General features: G+C 35.3%; 24 protein-coding genes, 1 pseudogene and 1 riboswitch. Of the genes and pseudogenes, 12 read left to right on the top strand and 13 right to left on the bottom strand.

Translation table 11 applies throughout. The features are described 5' to 3' along the window. Positions 1-28 precede the first annotated feature (28 nt). Positions 29-256, bottom strand: a complete 228-nt coding sequence (locus PY770_RS00505) for an AbaSI family restriction endonuclease (protein WP_180338991.1) — start codon at positions 254-256, stop codon at positions 29-31. Between the two features lie 101 nt (positions 257-357). On the opposite strand from PY770_RS00505, the gene PY770_RS00500 reads away from it, so the two are divergent. From PY770_RS00500 to pepT, 5 genes are all read left to right on the top strand, one after another. Beyond that, complete coding sequence (locus PY770_RS00500; RefSeq protein ID WP_146989981.1) at positions 358-609, top strand: transposase; 252 nt, start codon at positions 358-360, stop codon at positions 607-609. Between the two features lie 53 nt (positions 610-662). After that, complete coding sequence (locus PY770_RS00495; protein ID WP_275045946.1) at positions 663-1289, top strand: IS3 family transposase; 627 nt, start codon at positions 663-665, stop codon at positions 1287-1289. A gap of 164 nt (positions 1290-1453) precedes the next feature. Continuing rightward, a complete protein-coding gene (locus PY770_RS07135; protein ID WP_103429077.1) occupies positions 1454-1744 on the top strand; it encodes a DUF1801 domain-containing protein in 291 nt (96 codons plus the stop codon). Positions 1745-2174: 430 nt separating this feature from the next. Beyond that, a complete protein-coding gene (locus PY770_RS00490; RefSeq protein ID WP_275045945.1) occupies positions 2175-3023 on the top strand; it encodes a MetQ/NlpA family ABC transporter substrate-binding protein in 849 nt (282 codons plus the stop codon). Between the two features lie 11 nt (positions 3024-3034). Beyond that, positions 3035-4243, top strand: coding sequence for a peptidase T (pepT, locus tag PY770_RS00485; protein ID WP_275045944.1), 1209 nt, complete (start codon positions 3035-3037; stop codon positions 4241-4243). A gap of 60 nt (positions 4244-4303) precedes the next feature. Here the strand turns inward: pepT and PY770_RS00480 are convergent, their stop codons facing one another. From PY770_RS00480 to PY770_RS00455, 6 genes are read right to left on the bottom strand one after another with little or no spacing between them, the layout of a single operon-like run. Continuing rightward, positions 4304-5686, bottom strand: a complete 1383-nt coding sequence (locus PY770_RS00480) for a hypothetical protein (protein ID WP_275045943.1) — start codon at positions 5684-5686, stop codon at positions 4304-4306. 54 nt (positions 5687-5740) lie between these two features. Beyond that, positions 5741-5890 carry a hypothetical protein gene (locus PY770_RS00475; protein WP_163602107.1) on the bottom strand — a complete coding sequence of 50 codons (150 nt, stop codon included), beginning with the start codon at positions 5888-5890 and terminating at the stop codon, positions 5741-5743. Further along, positions 5891-6100 carry a hypothetical protein gene (locus tag PY770_RS00470; RefSeq protein WP_103423704.1) on the bottom strand — a complete coding sequence of 70 codons (210 nt, stop codon included), beginning with the start codon at positions 6098-6100 and terminating at the stop codon, positions 5891-5893. Then, a complete protein-coding gene (locus tag PY770_RS00465) occupies positions 6082-6402 on the bottom strand; it encodes an ATP-binding cassette domain-containing protein (RefSeq protein ID WP_103451047.1) in 321 nt (106 codons plus the stop codon). Before PY770_RS00465 ends, PY770_RS00470 begins: the two co-directional genes overlap by 19 nt. 45 nt (positions 6403-6447) lie before the next feature. Next, positions 6448-6906: a MarR family winged helix-turn-helix transcriptional regulator gene (locus PY770_RS00460; RefSeq protein ID WP_275045942.1), complete on the bottom strand. Its 459-nt coding sequence runs from the start codon at positions 6904-6906 to the stop codon at positions 6448-6450. 1 nt (position 6907) lies between these two features. Next, positions 6908-7417: a GNAT family N-acetyltransferase gene (locus tag PY770_RS00455; RefSeq protein ID WP_275045941.1), complete on the bottom strand. Its 510-nt coding sequence runs from the start codon at positions 7415-7417 to the stop codon at positions 6908-6910. A gap of 87 nt (positions 7418-7504) precedes the next feature. Here PY770_RS00455 and PY770_RS00450 point away from each other — a divergent pair, with 87 nt between their 5' ends. Then, positions 7505-8512: an aminotransferase class I/II-fold pyridoxal phosphate-dependent enzyme gene (locus PY770_RS00450; RefSeq protein WP_275046085.1), complete on the top strand. Its 1008-nt coding sequence runs from the start codon at positions 7505-7507 to the stop codon at positions 8510-8512. After that, positions 8512-9510 carry a D-2-hydroxyacid dehydrogenase gene (locus PY770_RS00445; RefSeq protein ID WP_275045940.1) on the top strand — a complete coding sequence of 333 codons (999 nt, stop codon included), beginning with the start codon at positions 8512-8514 and terminating at the stop codon, positions 9508-9510. The genes PY770_RS00450 and PY770_RS00445 overlap by 1 nt, the downstream gene beginning before the upstream one ends. A gap of 60 nt (positions 9511-9570) precedes the next feature. On the opposite strand, the gene PY770_RS00440 is transcribed toward PY770_RS00445, so the two are convergent. Continuing rightward, positions 9571-10392, bottom strand: a complete 822-nt coding sequence (locus tag PY770_RS00440) for a MetQ/NlpA family ABC transporter substrate-binding protein (RefSeq protein WP_139562349.1) — start codon at positions 10390-10392, stop codon at positions 9571-9573. Between the two features lie 478 nt (positions 10393-10870). Between PY770_RS00440 and PY770_RS00435 the strand changes: the two are divergent. From PY770_RS00435 to PY770_RS00425, 3 genes and pseudogenes are all read left to right on the top strand, one after another. Continuing rightward, a pseudogene (locus PY770_RS00435) lies at positions 10871-11029 on the top strand (cupin domain-containing protein); the annotation flags it as partial. Then, on the top strand, positions 11029-11349 hold the full coding sequence (locus PY770_RS00430; protein ID WP_056958352.1) for a carboxymuconolactone decarboxylase family protein: 321 nt from the start codon (positions 11029-11031) through the stop codon (positions 11347-11349). The pseudogene PY770_RS00435 and the gene PY770_RS00430, both read left to right, overlap by 1 nt. A 57-nt stretch (positions 11350-11406) precedes the next feature. Continuing rightward, positions 11407-11539: riboswitch (FMN riboswitch) on the top strand. 149 nt (positions 11540-11688) lie between these two features. Beyond that, complete coding sequence (locus PY770_RS00425) at positions 11689-12249, top strand: ECF transporter S component (RefSeq protein ID WP_225362453.1); 561 nt, start codon at positions 11689-11691, stop codon at positions 12247-12249. 48 nt (positions 12250-12297) lie between these two features. Here PY770_RS00425 and PY770_RS00420 read toward each other — a convergent pair whose 3' ends face one another. Further along, positions 12298-12789 carry a CPBP family intramembrane glutamic endopeptidase gene (locus PY770_RS00420; RefSeq protein ID WP_146039151.1) on the bottom strand — a complete coding sequence of 164 codons (492 nt, stop codon included), beginning with the start codon at positions 12787-12789 and terminating at the stop codon, positions 12298-12300. Positions 12790-12809: 20 nt separating this feature from the next. Next, positions 12810-13118 carry a hypothetical protein gene (locus tag PY770_RS00415; RefSeq protein WP_014081428.1) on the bottom strand — a complete coding sequence of 103 codons (309 nt, stop codon included), beginning with the start codon at positions 13116-13118 and terminating at the stop codon, positions 12810-12812. A gap of 119 nt (positions 13119-13237) precedes the next feature. On the opposite strand from PY770_RS00415, the gene PY770_RS00410 reads away from it, so the two are divergent. Continuing rightward, positions 13238-14017 carry a MucBP domain-containing protein gene (locus PY770_RS00410; protein ID WP_163600982.1) on the top strand — a complete coding sequence of 260 codons (780 nt, stop codon included), beginning with the start codon at positions 13238-13240 and terminating at the stop codon, positions 14015-14017. Positions 14018-14086: 69 nt separating this feature from the next. On the opposite strand, the gene PY770_RS00405 is transcribed toward PY770_RS00410, so the two are convergent. Further along, positions 14087-14233, bottom strand: coding sequence for a hypothetical protein (locus PY770_RS00405; RefSeq protein WP_167534413.1), 147 nt, complete (start codon positions 14231-14233; stop codon positions 14087-14089). A gap of 115 nt (positions 14234-14348) precedes the next feature. Between PY770_RS00405 and PY770_RS00400 the strand changes: the two genes are divergently transcribed. Beyond that, positions 14349-15896, top strand: coding sequence for a multicopper oxidase family protein (locus PY770_RS00400; protein ID WP_139554974.1), 1548 nt, complete (start codon positions 14349-14351; stop codon positions 15894-15896). A 71-nt stretch (positions 15897-15967) separates the two neighbouring features. On the opposite strand, the gene PY770_RS00395 is transcribed toward PY770_RS00400, so the two are convergent. Next, positions 15968-16306, bottom strand: a complete 339-nt coding sequence (locus PY770_RS00395; RefSeq protein ID WP_275045939.1) for a type II toxin-antitoxin system PemK/MazF family toxin — start codon at positions 16304-16306, stop codon at positions 15968-15970. Further along, a complete protein-coding gene (gene mazE, locus PY770_RS00390; protein ID WP_180337708.1) occupies positions 16293-16532 on the bottom strand; it encodes a type II toxin-antitoxin system PemI/MazE family antitoxin in 240 nt (79 codons plus the stop codon). The genes PY770_RS00395 and mazE overlap by 14 nt, the downstream gene beginning before the upstream one ends. Positions 16533-16654: the final 122 nt, after the last annotated feature.

Genomic DNA, 16654 nt, shown 5'->3' with positions numbered 1-16654 from the left:
TTTACTATGACTAAGTTTAGTTTAGAAGTTAAGCTGAAAGCTGTCCATGTGGAAAATAAAGATCGATAGCTTCTCGCTTCCCACTTACTGGGTCTTGCTCAACTGGTTGTTGCAAGACAGGGTTAACATCTGTATAACCGTCTGATAGTAAATTCATAAGGATAAAATTGATAACGAAACTTTCACGCTGCTTATGGCTCTGCTCATGTAGTCTTGATAGTAAGTATGACCACTTTGAATCCTCAACTTGTACCATTTCTTGCCCTTCTTTCGTATTGGATGTAAGCTGATTCCTGAGACAACTTTTAAGAGAGGGTATAATGAATAAATCGTCTCTCAAAAGGAAGGAATCTTTACATGCCAACTCGTTACGACAAAGAATTCAAACAAAACATTATCAACCTATATAAGCAAGGCAAATCAGCTGCCCAACTGGCCAGAGAATATGGCATTGGCTATTCAACAGTTCATAAGTGGATCCAGGGCCAGGCCAAAACTCAATCCGGTAAATCGCCAGACGAAATCAAAGCAATGGAAAAGCGACTGGCTTCGCTGTCTGAGGAGAACGAAATCCTAAAAAAAGCCCTGGGCTTCCTTGCGCAGAAGTAACCAATATCTTTGATTACATTCACCAAGAAAGCCATCACCACCAGGTAACCAAGATGTGCCGAATCCTCGGTGTTTCCAGAGCTCAGTATTATCGTTATCGATCCCCCAAACCTTCAAAACGCCGGGCCGAAGATGCGGACTTGAAACAACGGATTCTGCGGATCTTTGCGGAATTTAAGCAACGATACGGTGTTATGAAGATCCACCATGAATTGAATCTGGAACTTCAACCACTGCAGCTTCGGTGCAGTCCACGACGAATTTCCCGGCTCATGAAGAAACTGGATATCCACTCCGTTACCGTCAATAAGTGGAAAGCGGCTTCGGCTTCCAAAACCAAGGTTGAACAGCGTCCCAACTTGCTTAAGCATGATTTCTCGACCACTGGTTTAAATCAAAAATGGACCGCTGATATGACCTATATTCAAACGAAGCGTAATGGCTGGTGTTACTTATCAACCATCATGGACCTGCACTCATACAGCCGTAAGGGTTGTCCGTATGATAATGCGCCAATGGAATCCTTTCACGCTTCCCTCAAAAAGGAATGTGTTTATCCAGTGCCGGTCTTTGAGAATTATGAAACTGCCGCTGCCGTCCTTTTTGAATATGTGCATGCTTTCTACAATAGGAAGAGAATTCATAGTTCACTGGGCTACCAGGACCCCCTTACAAGTTGAAATTGCAACACTTACGAGCCAAATGGCCGCCTGATTTAATGCTTTCCACAGCTCAAATAAGTTATTAATCGCGATTAATGATTTATTTGAGCTGTGGAAGGTAAACGCGGTTCTGAATGTCTCTTAAAATCTGTCTCAAATATTGACTTCAATCCAAGTTTATAATGAAATACAACCAACCCATGTTTTTAGACCATAATTCTTACATTACTGGTTTTAATGCGGCGAAAAATCACTATAGTATTGGATTAGAGAGTCAAGAAATTGTGAAACACTTCATTCCAGAAATAGAAGCCATAGGTCTTAAGTATGGTCATAAAACCATCCAGATTCCCTATGATATACGTATCCCATCTAATCTATTCAAGAAAATCATCGATTTCAAAATTGAACAGAAAAAAGACCTCAAAACCTTTTGGCTCCCACCTGAAAAGAGATTCAAATCCGAACAATAACTATATACAAAACTTAATATAAAATAAATTAATTAACAAAAATTTTAAAAAACGCTTGACAGTTAATTATCTAAGTTTTATATTAATAACATCATAAAAAACAAATGAATATTAACCGTTTTACCAGTTGAGTACAAAGTGGAAATTTGTTTAGAGAGTTCCTGTTTGGTGCAAAGGAATCAAATTTAGCTTTAGAAGATGGACTAGGTTTCGGATTATTAGTGAGTTTCGACAAGCTAATAACGGTTTTGTGCCCGATATCAGTACAAGATTATTCCAATTTATTTGGTGCAATCTACTGAGGTTGGGTCTTAGCGGGTCTAGCGAACTAAGGTGGTATCACGACAAACAGTCGTCCTTTAATTAGGGCGGCTGTTTTTTATTTATTTATTTTTTTAAATTATTTTATTATTTAAAGGAGAGTATTATCATGAAAAAAAGTATCAAATATAGTATTACAGCAGTCGTAGTTATTTTAATTGGGTTAGCTGCTTATTTTAGTTTCTTCCATAATTCTCAAAAAGAAGCAGGAAACAAAACAGTGACCGTTGGAATCATAAATGGATCAAAGAAAGATGATGAACTCTATGAATCAGTTGCCAAAACTGCTAAAGATAAATATGGAATTCATGTAGTTTACAAAAAGTTCACTGATTATTCTCAACCTAACAAAGCGTTAACCGAACACGAAGTTGACTTAAACTCTTTCCAACACGTAGCCTTCCTGGATGCTTGGAATAAAGCTCATCATACTGATATTGTGCCAATTGGTAAAACTATCATTGGACAAGGTCGGATTTATTCTCAACAAGTTAAAAATGTCAAAGACATCAAACCTGGTTCAACCATTACCATCCCTAATGACCCAACCAACGAATCACGTGGTCTCTACATTCTTCAAAGTGCTGGACTAATCAAATTAGCTCCTAACAAATCACTTGCAACTGTTAAAGATATTACCAGTAATCCAAAAAGTCTAAACATCAAAGAAGTTGATGCAAGTCAAACTGCTAGAAGTCTTCCCGATGTTGCTGCTTCATACGTTAATGGTAATTTTGCTGCTAACGCTGGACTTGATCCTAACAAAGCCATTTATGTTGAACCAGTTAACAAGGTTTCTGCAAAATGGATTAACGTAATTGCTGCTAACAAAGCTGATAAAAACAATAAACTTTACAAAGAATATGTTAAAGCTTACCAAACTCAAACTACCAAAGATTTAAACAAGAAACTATACGGTAAGACTCAAATAACTACTTGGGACATTAAACTTAAATAGGAGTTAATCCAATGGCAAAACATCCAAATTTACTAAACGATTTTTTATCCTACGTCAAAATTAACACTCGCTCTGATGCTTCAAAAACAGAAACTCCCACTACTTCGGGACAAACTGTTTTATTAGAAAAATTAGCCAATCAATTAAAACGTAAAAATCTAGAAAATGTTCACTTTAGTGATGGTAGTTTTGTTTTTGGAACCATTCCAGCAAATGTTAAAGCGCAACTCCCCGTAATTGGTTTAATTGCACATGTTGACACTGCTGATTTCAATGACAGTAATGTTCAACCTCAAGTTCATCGCAACTATGATGGTCACAATCTCAAATTAAACAAAACAATAATTTTAAGTCCCAATGATTTTCCTCATCTAAAGAACTACATTGGTGACACACTCATCACAACTGACGGTACAACCTTGTTAGGTGCTGATGATAAGTCTGGAATCGCTGAAATCATGGCTTTAATTGATTATCTAAATCTTCATTCAGAGTTAAAACACAGCGAAATTAAAATTGCTTTTGGACCTGATGAAGAAATTGGTAAAGGTGCAGACGCCTTTAATGTTGAAGACTTTGGAGCAGATTTGGCCTACACTCTCGATACTGGTGCCGTTGGTGAAATTAATGCAGAAACTTTTAACGCAGCAGAAGCAAAGGTTCGAATTCAAGGGACGAGTGTTCATCCGTCTACCGCAAAAGGTTTAATGGTGAGTGCTATCACTCTCGCTAACGAATTCGAGAATCAAATTCCAGCTAGAGAACGACCAGAATTTACAGAAGGTCGCGAAGGTTTTTACTTTGCTACTAACTGGCAAGCCACCCCTGATTATGCAGCAATCGACTACATCATTCGGGACTTTGACAAATCTGAATTTAAACATAAAAAAGATGTTTTTATTGAAATTGCTAAACAGATTAATCAAAAGTATCATGCTAATCGTGTTGCCGTTACGTTTAAAGATCAATACTTTAATATGGCAGAATTAATTTCTCCCGAAATTGTTAATCATGCTAAAGTTGCAATTCAAGAAGCCGGCATTTCCCCTACTATCATTCCGTTTCGTGGTGGAACGGATGGTTCTAAAATCACTTTTAAAGGATTACCAACTCCTAATTTGACTAACGGTAGTGAAAACGCCCATGGTCAATATGAATTTGCTAGTTTAGAAGCCATGGAAAAGGTCACTGATATTTTAATTAATTTAGTCAAAGCATAGCTAACAAAATAAAAAGTCGAACTCACTCGTTTTTAACAACGAATGAATTCGACTTTTTTGTTACAAATCAATTTTACGATAATGTTCCCAAGAAGCTATCAATAAAATTAACTCAACTCCTACCATTAGACAAATCTGTTCTGTTGCCAATGGATGGCTAAAATTCCGTTTAATCAGGCCAAACATAGTACTTTCGATAATCCAGTGCTTTATTTTAAATAGACTGCCAAAATAATTCAACAAAATCACTACATAAAGAACGCCCCAAATCGCTTTTCCAAATTTAGGAAGCCAGACAATGATGGCTGTGGCTAAAGTTAATAAAACCAGCATTGGTAATCCGTTTGCCCAAATTAAGCTAATAAAATGAGATAACTTAAGTGGTGATTTTAGCGTAGCTTGCTGGGTTAAAAAGATTCCCATTTCAAACCCTACAAACGCAACTACTGAAATAGCCATCCCAATTAAGACGTTCGCTAGATAAACTGTCGTTCTAGTTACGGGACGGGCATAAATCAACTCAATCAAGCCCCGTTTTTCATCAGTCCGTAACTTATAAATCGTTAAAATTCCTAGAACGGTAGCAATTACCGCAAACACCAAGGAAATTACAAATAAAAAACTAGTAATAGCTTGATTAGCCTGCGTTTGCAAAATCTTGGTAATTAATGGATTGCCTTTGACGATGCTTTGAATGCTACCCAAAACCGAGCCGTACATTGCCCCAAAAATAAATAACAGCACAATCCAAACTGCACTACTCTCAAACTGATTTACCAGCACAAGCATTGGATAGTTGCGTAAAAATGGCAATGTTTTTCTTCCTGCAATACTAGGCAATAACCCTGAACCTTCATCACGAATACTAGCAAGATAAAATCCAATTCCAAAAAGGGCTAATCCTAGCACAAATAATAATAGAATTGGTCCAAAATTATTATGCTGATAAATTGATAGCTTACGAACCACTGAAAATGGAGTTAGCCATGCTACTGGCCACTTAGGATGAACCATCTTTCCAACGAATAAGAGATAGAACAAAGTGAAAAAGCCAAAAGTAAACGTAAGATTTGGGGAGCTGTTATTAGAAACTTGGGCTAATAAAATGGTCAATGATCCAAAGAATAAACCTGCGACTCCAATTAAACTAGCAAATAACCAGTTACCCGCTCCATTTGACCCAGTTAAATTAAGAATGTTTAAGCCACTCCCAATCAATATGGTTGTTAGTCCATTAATTAGAATCAGTTCATTAAAAGTTGCCAACAATGGGGCAAATCGTCCTACACACCGTGCTTGCATAATTTCTAATAACCCGTTATCTTCTTGTTTTCGCGTATTTCCATTTGCTAGTATGATTGCAAAAATTCCCGCTAACAACATCATCCAAAGACTCAATTCACTTACAAAGATATTACTAATTGAGGTTGTTGAATTTTGCAAGGGTCCTAGAATGGCTCTCATCGAAGGAAGTTTCAAGGTATTTATAATTGCGATTCAATTATTCAAATTAGGATAGACACTTGGATAAATTGCTGCTACACCAACTGTCATAAGTAGCATTAGAGCTAGCCAACTAACTAAAGTAACCCAGTCTTTACGTAAATAGAAACGAGTTAGAAAAAAAGTTTTACTAAAATGGTTCACTTATTTTTCCTCCCGTACGTTGTAATACTTCAAGAAAAGTTCATCTAAAGATGGGCGTTGAATACTAAGATTCTTAATCCCAATTTTTGTTAAATAAGTCATGACAGGCTCTAAATCAGCCACTTTAATGGAAAAGCCATAACTATTACTTGAATTTAATTCAGTAAATTTAGTCACACCCGCAAATTTAGCTAACTGATCTGCTGGCATGGCACTTTAGTAGTAACCTCTACTTCAGAACTAGCAACATTTTGTAGTTCCGCTAGAGTACCACTTTGAATAATCTGCCCAGCATTAATGACCGCGATTCGATCAGCGGCCCGTTCAACTTCTGACAAAATATGACTAGAAAGCAAGATACTTTTGTTTTCATTTTTTAAATCTAGTAATTTTTGTTGAAAAATATCTTCATTTAAAGGATCTAGTCCTGAAGTTGGTTCATCAAAAATATAAAGATCTGCTTCAGTAGAAAATGTGGCTACCAACGCAACTTTTTGTAAATTAACTGTCATAAGTTGCCCCCTGGCCTTCTTTAGCGCAATTATACAACTTATCTCTTAGTATTCACGTTTAAATCCATCTCGAACTTTCATCCAGGATAATTTAATGTTTTCATCAACTTTATTTAATAAATCATTTAGCTGTTTAATTTCTTCATTGCTCAGCCCATGTAAGGCCATTTCCGTCGAATATTGGTTTTCTCGCTCAATTATTTCTGCATAGCTTTGCCCTTTTTCAGTTAACTTCAAATGTCGACTTTTACTGTTATTTTCGGAGTATTCAGCAATAACTAATCGATCTTTAATCAACTTAGAAACAGCTCGCGAAATCGTTGATTTTTCAGAACGAAGTAATTCACTCAATTCCGTTTGGGTAATGCCAGGATATTCAGCAATTCGATTCAAATACTGGTATTTTCCCTTCGTCAAATCCAGTTTTCGAAATTCAACATTTGCAATGAAATCCAAGGCGTGATTAATGCCTCCAATAGTTTTTAAAATTTCAGTTTCTTCCATATTAAACTCTTTTCTTCATAATATAATCTGTTTGACGATCGTTGCCCAGTGTAAAAACATGTTGTCCAGTTCGACAAAATCCTTTTGCCTGATAAAAAGCAATTGCAGCAGGATTTCCCCCCCAAACGCCTAACCAAATCTCAGACTTGTGTTTCGCTTTAGCAATTTGTTCTGCTACTTCAATTAACTTACTACCTAGTCCCTGTCGTTTAAAATCCGGTAAAATATAAATTCTTTCTACTTCCAAACAATTTTGACCTTCATCATCACTTTGGGCATCGTCAACATTAAGTTTTAGATAACCTGCTAACTTACCATTAACATAACCAAAATAGAAAAAAGAATTAGGATTATCAATTTCGGTCGTTAATTGACTTGAACTATAAGCTGTATCTAAATGCTTTTTCATATCTTCATCTGAATTTTCTGCTCCAAATGTATCAGCAAAAGTAATGCGACTAATTTTTTGTAATTCCGCTAGATTTTTTAATCCAATTTGTTTAATTTCCATTATTTTACCTCGCTTTTTAGTCATAGTTTAAAATAATATAGTTGAATGTACAACTATATTACAAAAATTTCTTATCTTTTATAATTAATTCACAATGATCAAAGTCACTATGCTCCCACTAAAGGAACCAAAAAACTCCGGGAAGCAGCCGCTCATTTTCTTAACAGCAAATACGATTTAAACTATGATCCGGAAACTGAAATTATTATCACAGCTGGAGCTACTGGCGGAATTTACACGGCTTTAACTTCGATTTTAAATCCCGGCGATGAAGTTTTAATTCCAACTCCCATTTTTCCACTCTACATTCCCATTACTTTATTGCGGGGTGCTAAACCAGTCTTCATGGACACTTCCAAATCGGGGTTCGTACTTTCACCTGCACAGTTAGAACAAACTTTAAAATACCATCCTAAAACTAAGGCAATTGTTTTAAACTTCCCTTCTAATCCAACGGGAAAGACTTACAATGAAGTATCTCTTAAAGAATTAGCTACTATTTTAAAACAACACGATATTTTCGTGATTTCGGATGAAATTTACAGTGAATTAACTTACGATGCTAAACACGTTTCGATTGCTAATTTACTACCAGATCAAACAATTTTACTAAATGGAGTCTCAAAATCACATGCGATGACGGGATGGAGAATTGGAATTATGGCGGCTCCAAAAGACATCACGAGTCAGTTAGAAAAAATTGATCAATTCACAATTACTTCGCCAACGACTAATGCTCAATTTGCCGCTGCCGAAGCATTAGAAAATGGTTCAGATGATGCCGTTGCTATGAAAGCCGAATACCAAAAACGGCGTGATTACGTTTACCAAGAACTCAAAGCACTTGGCTTTGAAATTGCTAACCCAGATGGCGCTTTCTACATCTTTGCTAAAATTCCCGCTAATTTAATCCAAAATAGTATGGACTTTGCTTACGACTTAGCTCGGAAAGGAAAAGTTGCCGTAGTTCCAGGAAGTGCATTTGGTCCTGGTGGTGAAGGCTACGTTCGAATTAGTTATGCAACTTCCATGGAAAACTTACAAAAAGCCATTCACAATATTAAAGAATACGTCGCAAATGAGGGGAAAAGATAATGCCAAAAATTTTAATGTACAGTGTACGTGATGATGAACAACCAGCCATCCAAAAATGGAGCAAAGATCATCATGTAACAGTCGATACTACCAATCGCGAATTTCATGATGAGACCGTTGACTTAGCCAAGGGATATGACGGAATTGTGATTCAACAACGTGGACCGATTAGTGACAACGATACCATTTATCACAAATTAACTGACATGGGAATCAAACAAATTACCACAAGAACGGCTGGAGTTGATGTAATTAACTTGGATGCAGCTCATCAAGCTGGTTTAATCGTTACCAACGTTCCCGCTTACTCACCCCATTCAGTAGCAGAAATGTCAGTTGCCCAAACAATGCGTTTAATTCGTAATCTCGAAATTGTCGAAAAACGAAGTGATAACAACGATTACAAACTACGTGGTCCGATTGCCCGAGAAATTCGGACTTTAACTGTCGGAATTATTGGAGCGGGACGAATTGGTGGGCTTGCCGCTCGCTTATTTCATGCTTTAGGAGCCAAAGTCATTGCCTTTGATCCCGTTCATCATGAAGAATTAAAAGACGTCTTGACCTACGTAGACACTAAGAATGAATTGCTCGAACAAGCTGATGTCGTTGATATTCACGTTGATTTGAATGAGACTTCCAGGGGTTTGTTGGATGCGGATGCTTTTAAACACATGAAAAATGATGCCTTTTTAGTTAATGCTGCTCGTGGTCCAGTCGTTGTAACCGAAGCCTTGATTGCAGCCTTACAAAACCAGGAAATTGCGGGAGCTGCACTCGATACAGTGGAAGGTGAAGCAGCAATTTTTGATAAAGACTTTCAAGATCGGCCAATTCCTAATCAAAATTTCAATGCGTTACATGCAATGCCAAATGTCATGATTACACCCCACATTGGTTTTTATACTAATATGGCCATTCAAAACATGGCGGAAATTAGTTTGAATGATGTGCTCGCCATTATTGATGGGCATCCTGTCAAAAATGAATTTAAATAAGCTTAATCAAAAAGAACTTACGCCGATTAAATATCAGCATAAGTTCTTTTTATAATCTAATTATTCACCCTTAGGGATATTCCAAAAACTATCTTTGTTATGTTTTTGAAGGTATTCTTTAAATGCTTTTGAGTGGTAAGCCTTATCAACTACTTTGGCCCACTTCTTGTCTTTATCTTGCTTATTCACTGCGGCAACTAAGTAGTAGTCAGGTTTGATGTCTTCAGAAATGAGCATCGTCTTCGTTGAAATTTTAGCTGGGTAAGCTGTTGATCCTGGTAAAATGACATAATCAAAATCAGAACGTGACCGTGGAATTTGCACATCTTGCATTGCCGTAATCTTTAAATCATATTTGTTAGTGGCAATATCTTTACTGGTGGCTTTGATTGGGTCAACGCCTTTTTTCAAGGTAATCCACCCAGCTTTAACTAACACATTGTAAGCCCGAGCCATGTTAGATGGATCATTCGGAATGGCAACCGTGTCACCCTTTGCAACTTCTTTTAAGCTATGCTTCTTTGCAGGATAAATTCCAGTTGGCACCGTGGGAATCTTAGTTAAAGCAGTTAAGTGTGCATGCTTTTCTTTATTAAAGTTATCCATGTAAGCAGTATGTTGGTCAACGTTTAAGTCAGCTTCACCATTATTGATGGCAACATCAGCTAAAGATAAATCACTAAAAGATTGGTTCTTAACCTTGTAGCCCTCTTTTTCCAAAATTGGTTTGACCCCTTTTAAGAATAAATCACTGTAAGGACCTGGTGATGACGCTAGCCGAATTGTATTCGTTTCTGCTTGCTTTGGCTTAATAACGAAACTAAAAATAAAGATGACTCCAAAAATAGCAATTAATGCTCCAATAATATATTTCTTTTTCATAATTAAATCTCCTTAGATTAATAATGTAATTGATAAAAATAATACTTGGTTAATTTACTTTAGCAACAATCGTTAAATTTTCGGTTAAAAAAACCAGTAACTATTCATATTGATAGCTACTGGTCTCTTTTTGATCTAATAAAATATCGAAAAAAGTGCTGTTATCAGTATGAATTTCCCCAAGTATTTAGCGAATTGGCTAACTAATGAGAAAATCCATCTGATTTAATCATTAGTTATTTTGACATACAACAGCAACAAGTCTTCATTTTATTAGGTCTCCTTTGAATTTTTTCTTAGTATATCACTTACAAAAAATAACTACAATAATTTTATTTAGAATTCTTTTCCACATAATCAATCACTGCTTGTGCCATTTTTTCTGATTGTTCATTAAAGAAATGGGGAAGATTATCCAAAGCAAAATATCGCAAATCACTGGTTTCTTCTGTTCGATGGTCTATTGAACTACTCCCACTTAGCTCCAGGAGACGTAGTTGTGACTAAAAAAGACGTTAAACACTGGCACGGTGCTACCAAAGATAGTTGGTTTGAACACCTTGCCATCACAAGTGGTAAGTCAGAATTTTTAGAACCCGTTTCTGATACTGAATATAACGAATTGGAAGTGAAATAATGACTGAAAAACAAACTGCAGGACACGATAACTTTGGTGAATTTGCTCCTAAATTTGCTGAACTAAACGATGATGTTTTATTTGGCCAAGTCTGGTCACGCGAAAGTAAATTATCCGCTAAAGAACGAAGCTTAATCACCGTAACTAGCTTATTAACTCAAGGGATGTTTGGACCACTTGAATACCACATGCAAAAAGCCAAAGAAAATGGCGTTTCTAAAGCTGAAATGGTTGAAGCAATTACCCAACTAGCATTTTATTCTGGGTGGCCTAAAGCTTGGACAGCGATGGAAATGGCCAAGAAAATTTATGCCAATTAAAATTTAAAGTTGTATGTTACCTCATTCTGTAATATATTTATACTTAACAATTAAATAATACTTCTTCGGGGCAGGGTGAAATTCCCAACCGACGGTAACAAATCATTTTTGAAGTCCGTGACCCGCGTTAAGCGGTTGAGCTAGTGAAATTCTAGCACCGACAGTATAGTCTGGATGGGAGAAGAAGTTCTTATTGAAGCACATTACTTTAGTGGTATTTTCATGCCATTTTAAGGTTTTATTCAGTTTGAAAATAAACCAAACGCCCCGCATTTTTGCAGGGCGTTTTTTATTGGTATTTTTTAATTGTTACAAAATAAATTAATTAGGAGTGATAGTATGTCAGTTAATAATCAAAGTATCAAAAGACTCGTTTTAGTTTCAATTTTAGCTGCAATCGCATATGTTTTAATGTTTATCGCTTTCCCAATTCTCCCATTTGTTTCATTTTTGAAGTTAGATTTCTCTGATTTACCAATTTTATTAGGTCTCTTTACGTTAGGACCAGTGGCAGCCATTGAAATTACCGTTTTAAAACTATTTTTATACTGGTTAACCAATGGTTTTTCTATGATTCAATTAATTGGACTTTCCAGTTCACTAGTAGTTTCCTTAATCTTCATTGGGGTTTTCTATCTCTTTAGAAAAGACGTCCAAAGCAAGACGCTTAAACAATACATTCCAGTAATTGTTTCTGCCCTAATCTTAATGGTTGTAATGAGTATTTTGAACTACTTCGTTTTTCTTCCCCTCTACATCAAGTTATTAGGTTTTAATTTAGGTCAATCCATTTCAAAAATGGTAATCACTGGAATTGCACCTTTCAACTTGATTAAAGGGTTAGTAGTTGGAATCGTATTTGTCTTAATCTTTAACCGTTTAAAGGTAAAAGATTTATAATCTTATAACTAGTAAAAAAACTTACGATTTTCATCGTAAGTTTTTTTGTTAATCATGATTTATAAGTTTAATTTTATTAACAACAGCTGGTCTTAAGAAAATAATTGCAGCTAATAATGCAATTGCGTAGTTAATTAAAACTTGCCACCAACTATTATAAAAGGCTCCTGCAAAGAATGAGTTCGTGGTGAAATATGAATTAAAATCACTAGCAAAATGAAATAACATGGGGATTAAAATGGTTGATGTTCTGGCATATAAAACAGCCATTAAGATTCCAAACGGAATTGCTCCCATCACTTGTTGAAATGTCACTAAAAATGGTTGATAAAAAATATTTTGAAAATGAATCAACCCAAATAAGACACCACTGATTGTTATCCCAAACATTAATTTACGAAAAGAACTGCCCTTTGCCACTTGCATAACTTTAGGAAAAACAATCCCACGAAATCCATACTCTTCTAAAATTGCGGATCCAAGCGAAAACATAAAGAAACTAACATTGTTAGCATCGTATTTTAAAATTCCAAGGTTCACCGTAAAAATATAAATTAAAATTATGATGATTGCGAATAATAAAGGATACGCTTGGTTTTTAAAGGGAAATACTGGCTTAAAAAAACTCTTTGTTTCATATAAAAACGATTTACCCAAATAAACAAAATAAAGGCTAATCCATATCTAATAATTAATTCAAGCAAAATTAAGGTGGGGGCATTGAAGATTGAGACTAATTTAAAGTATTTTAGTATCAACACAATTCCTAGTCCGAAAAAGGCAGTTACTGTATCAATCACCATAAACAGGATTAAAAAGCTGAAGATTTTCCAAAGATTAATTGCTTGAGGTGTTTTAAATAATTTCATGAAAGCCCTCCTTTTTCATAAGTTAAATATAGTTTTAAGTGTAACAAAATTTAAATTTATTATTTCAATAAAGTGATAAGATTGATAGTGAAAATTAATTATGAACTGGAGAATTAATAATGAAAATCAGAAAAAGATTATTAACTGCTATTCTTTGTGCATCACTTTTAGGTGGAATTGGCTTTTATACCAGTAATCCATCTATAATGACGGTTAAAGCAGATACAACTACCCCAAGTAGTTATCAAGGTAAAATTATTGTTCATTATGTTGATCAAAATGGTAATAAAATTCGTACCGATACTGTGGCAACTGGAGCTACTGGAACAACTTATGTTGCACAAGTACCACAAATTAAAGGATACGCTTACTCAAACATTGAAAATGGTCAAAATAATGCTAACGGACCACAAATGGTTTTTGGTGGCGGTGATCCCGTGACTGCTGTGATGTCCATGACAATTGTCTATACTGCAAATAGCAGTAAAACTAATAATAATAATTCTGGTAGTAACAGTTCTTCAAATAAAAACAATTCACCTGCTACTACCCCAGCGAAAAATGGTAAGTCAGCAAATAGTAACTCAAATAAAAATAATGTAACTCCAAATAAAAATAATGTAACTCCAAATTCTAACAATAGTAGTAATTCAGCAAACAAAAATGACAATTCAACTAAACCCACTACTAAGAAAACTCCTAAGGCTAAGCACGAAAAGGCTAATAATGATAAAAAAGTAAAAGAACAGCAAAAAAACGATGCAAAGAAAGCAAAAAAAGATGATGCAAAAAATAATCATCATGTGATTTGGATTTTTGGTGGAATAATCTTAGCAATCGTTGTGATTATTGTAGCGGTTTGGAAGTTCATGAAAAAACCAAGCTCAGATAGACATTAAAATTTAAAATAAAAAAAGTTCAGTTTATTATCAATAAAAATAATAAATTGAACTTTTTTAGATTCCTAATTATTTATGAAGAGCGCTATATAAGGAATCAACTAACATTCCAATTACCATCATGTACATGGCCATCATACCTTTATCCATAGCTAACATTGCCAAAGTTACTAACCAAAATACGACTAAGATCCAACTAAATCCTTTATTCATCATATGTATCTCCCATCACCATTTTTAATGTTACTATTATTAGAAATATTACAATTAATTTTAACATAACAAAATCGAATTGTAGTACACTAATAATGTAATCAGAGGAGGAGAAGTTATGACTGAATCAAAACAACCAATCGATAAATATTTTTTTAATGAATCAGCATATGACTACCATGATGGCGGTTATATTCCTCTTGAGGTATCAGATGCCCCAGAGAGTAAATTAGTAATTCCATCCGTTTTACAACCAGATAAAGAAACTGATACGGATATTTGGTACACGGTTGAAGCCCAACCCGGTGAAACCCAAATTTTACCCGGTGAAAAAACTAAAACCTGGGGCTATAATCAAAGCTTATTAGGTCAAACTATTGTTTATCAAAGCGGAAAAACATATCACGTTACGCTAAAGAATAGCTTGCCCGAATTAACAACCTTCCATTGGCACGGTCTTGACGTTCCTGGTCCTTACATTGACGGTGGTTGTCATGCACCAGTCTTTCCTGGTGAACCTAAAGAAATCACTTTCAAAGTTGACCAACCGGCTGCTACCCTTTGGCTTCACGCTCACCCATGTCCTTTAACTAGTTGGGACGTTTGGCATGGTTTAGCTGCTGCAGTAGTCGTAAAAGACGAACATGAAGCTAGTCTTCCATTGCCACGGAATTACGGAGTTGATGATATTCCGGTAATTTTACAAGACCGGACCTTTGACGAACATAATCAATGGAATTATGACAAAGATTATGATCCAGATGGTACTGAAGGAAAAACTGCTTTAATTAACGGAACAGTTAACCCTACTTTTGACGTTACGACCCAAAAATTAAGACTTCGTTTCTTAGATGGTTCAAATCGTCGTGAATGGCGTCTCCATTTAAGTGATGACCTTGTTATGACACAAATTGCTTCAGATGGTGGTTTATTGCCAGAACCAGTTCAATTCAAAAAATTAATGTTAACTTGTGCAGAACGTGCCGAAGTTGTTCTTGATTTCAAAGATTACAAACCTGGCGATCAAGTTACCTTATATTCTGACGATACTCCAATTTTAAAATTCAACATTAAAGAATTTGCTCCAGATAATACTGAAATTCCTCAACATCTAGCCGATGTTCCTTATCCTGAAGTTGACGAAAATGCCCTTGTTCACCAAGTTGTCATGTCTGGAACTGATGAAGAAGTTATGATTAACGGTAAAAAATTCGGTATGATGCGGATTGATGACCGGCAAGAATTAGGCGTTGCTGAATACTGGGATATCACGAACACCAACGACTGTTGTGGTGGAATGATTCATCCTTATCATACTCACGGTGGTTCATTTAAGGTTATTTCAAGAAATGGTGAAGCTCCTTATCCTAACGAAATGGGATATAAAGATACCATTGGAGTAAACCCTGGTGAAACGGTTCGAGTTAAGATGCGTTTCAACTATCCTGGAGTCTTCATGTATCATTGTCACATCATCGAACACGAAGATGGTGGCATGATGGCTCAAATGCAAGTTTGGACTAAAGACGATCCACATAAGAAATACAAATTAATGAGTATGGATACTTTGATGAATGCATTAGCTAAAGAACGTCATTGTAAACCAGACCAACTTAAGATTAAGAGTTTGGAATCATACGAAAAAATGGGAATGGATATGTGTTAATCATTTCTAAATTGCACGAAAAAAACCAATCACAGCGGATGTGATTGGTTTTTTGTTATTTAAAATAATATCTATTCAAACATATCTCTAATTGCAGCATTAGCAATTTTAATATCTTGAGTATTAATCTTACCTACTATTTCAGCATTCCTAGCTTTATAAGCATATCCTAATAATTGAACTACGGCATAACCATCTACTTTTCCTACTTTTACATGGATACTTGGCAATTCTTTTGGCCTTTTATGAGTTATTGGAAAACCAGCTATCATTCCACTAAAATTATAATAATTTCCACTCATAACTAAAAATGGACGCCTTATATTATTATTTTTTAAATTATGTCCAGCATGGGGTTCTGTGTCAATAAAAACTATATCATATTTCTTAGGTATGCTAATCCCAGACATTTTCTTTACCTACTGCATTTAGATTATCTGTGATACCTAAATCTTCCCTATCTTTAGCCATTAATTTTGAATCTAAATTAGCAAAAATATTTACATGTGCTGGTTTAAAAACAATTGTTCCATCTTTTTCTACTGATGGGGTAAATTCTTCGTTTTCAGAAACACCTAAGTTAGAAGGAATCGTTATCATAAGAGAATTCCCTTGTTTTCTAGTCTTAACAACCATATTATCATCTCCTTGATGTAATTATACATGTAATTACATCAATTTTGTTATATATTAATTTTTAATCTTAAAAAACAAAAAAGCCTGTCGGCATACAACTTAGGCCAACAAGCTCAACACAA

Origin of the sequence: Fructilactobacillus sanfranciscensis (assembly GCF_029023685.1) — a bacterium.
Classification (GTDB): domain Bacteria; phylum Bacillota; class Bacilli; order Lactobacillales; family Lactobacillaceae; genus Fructilactobacillus; species Fructilactobacillus sanfranciscensis.
Note: the sequence above shows the minus strand (reverse complement) of the source record. Positions and strands in the feature narration are given on the sequence as shown.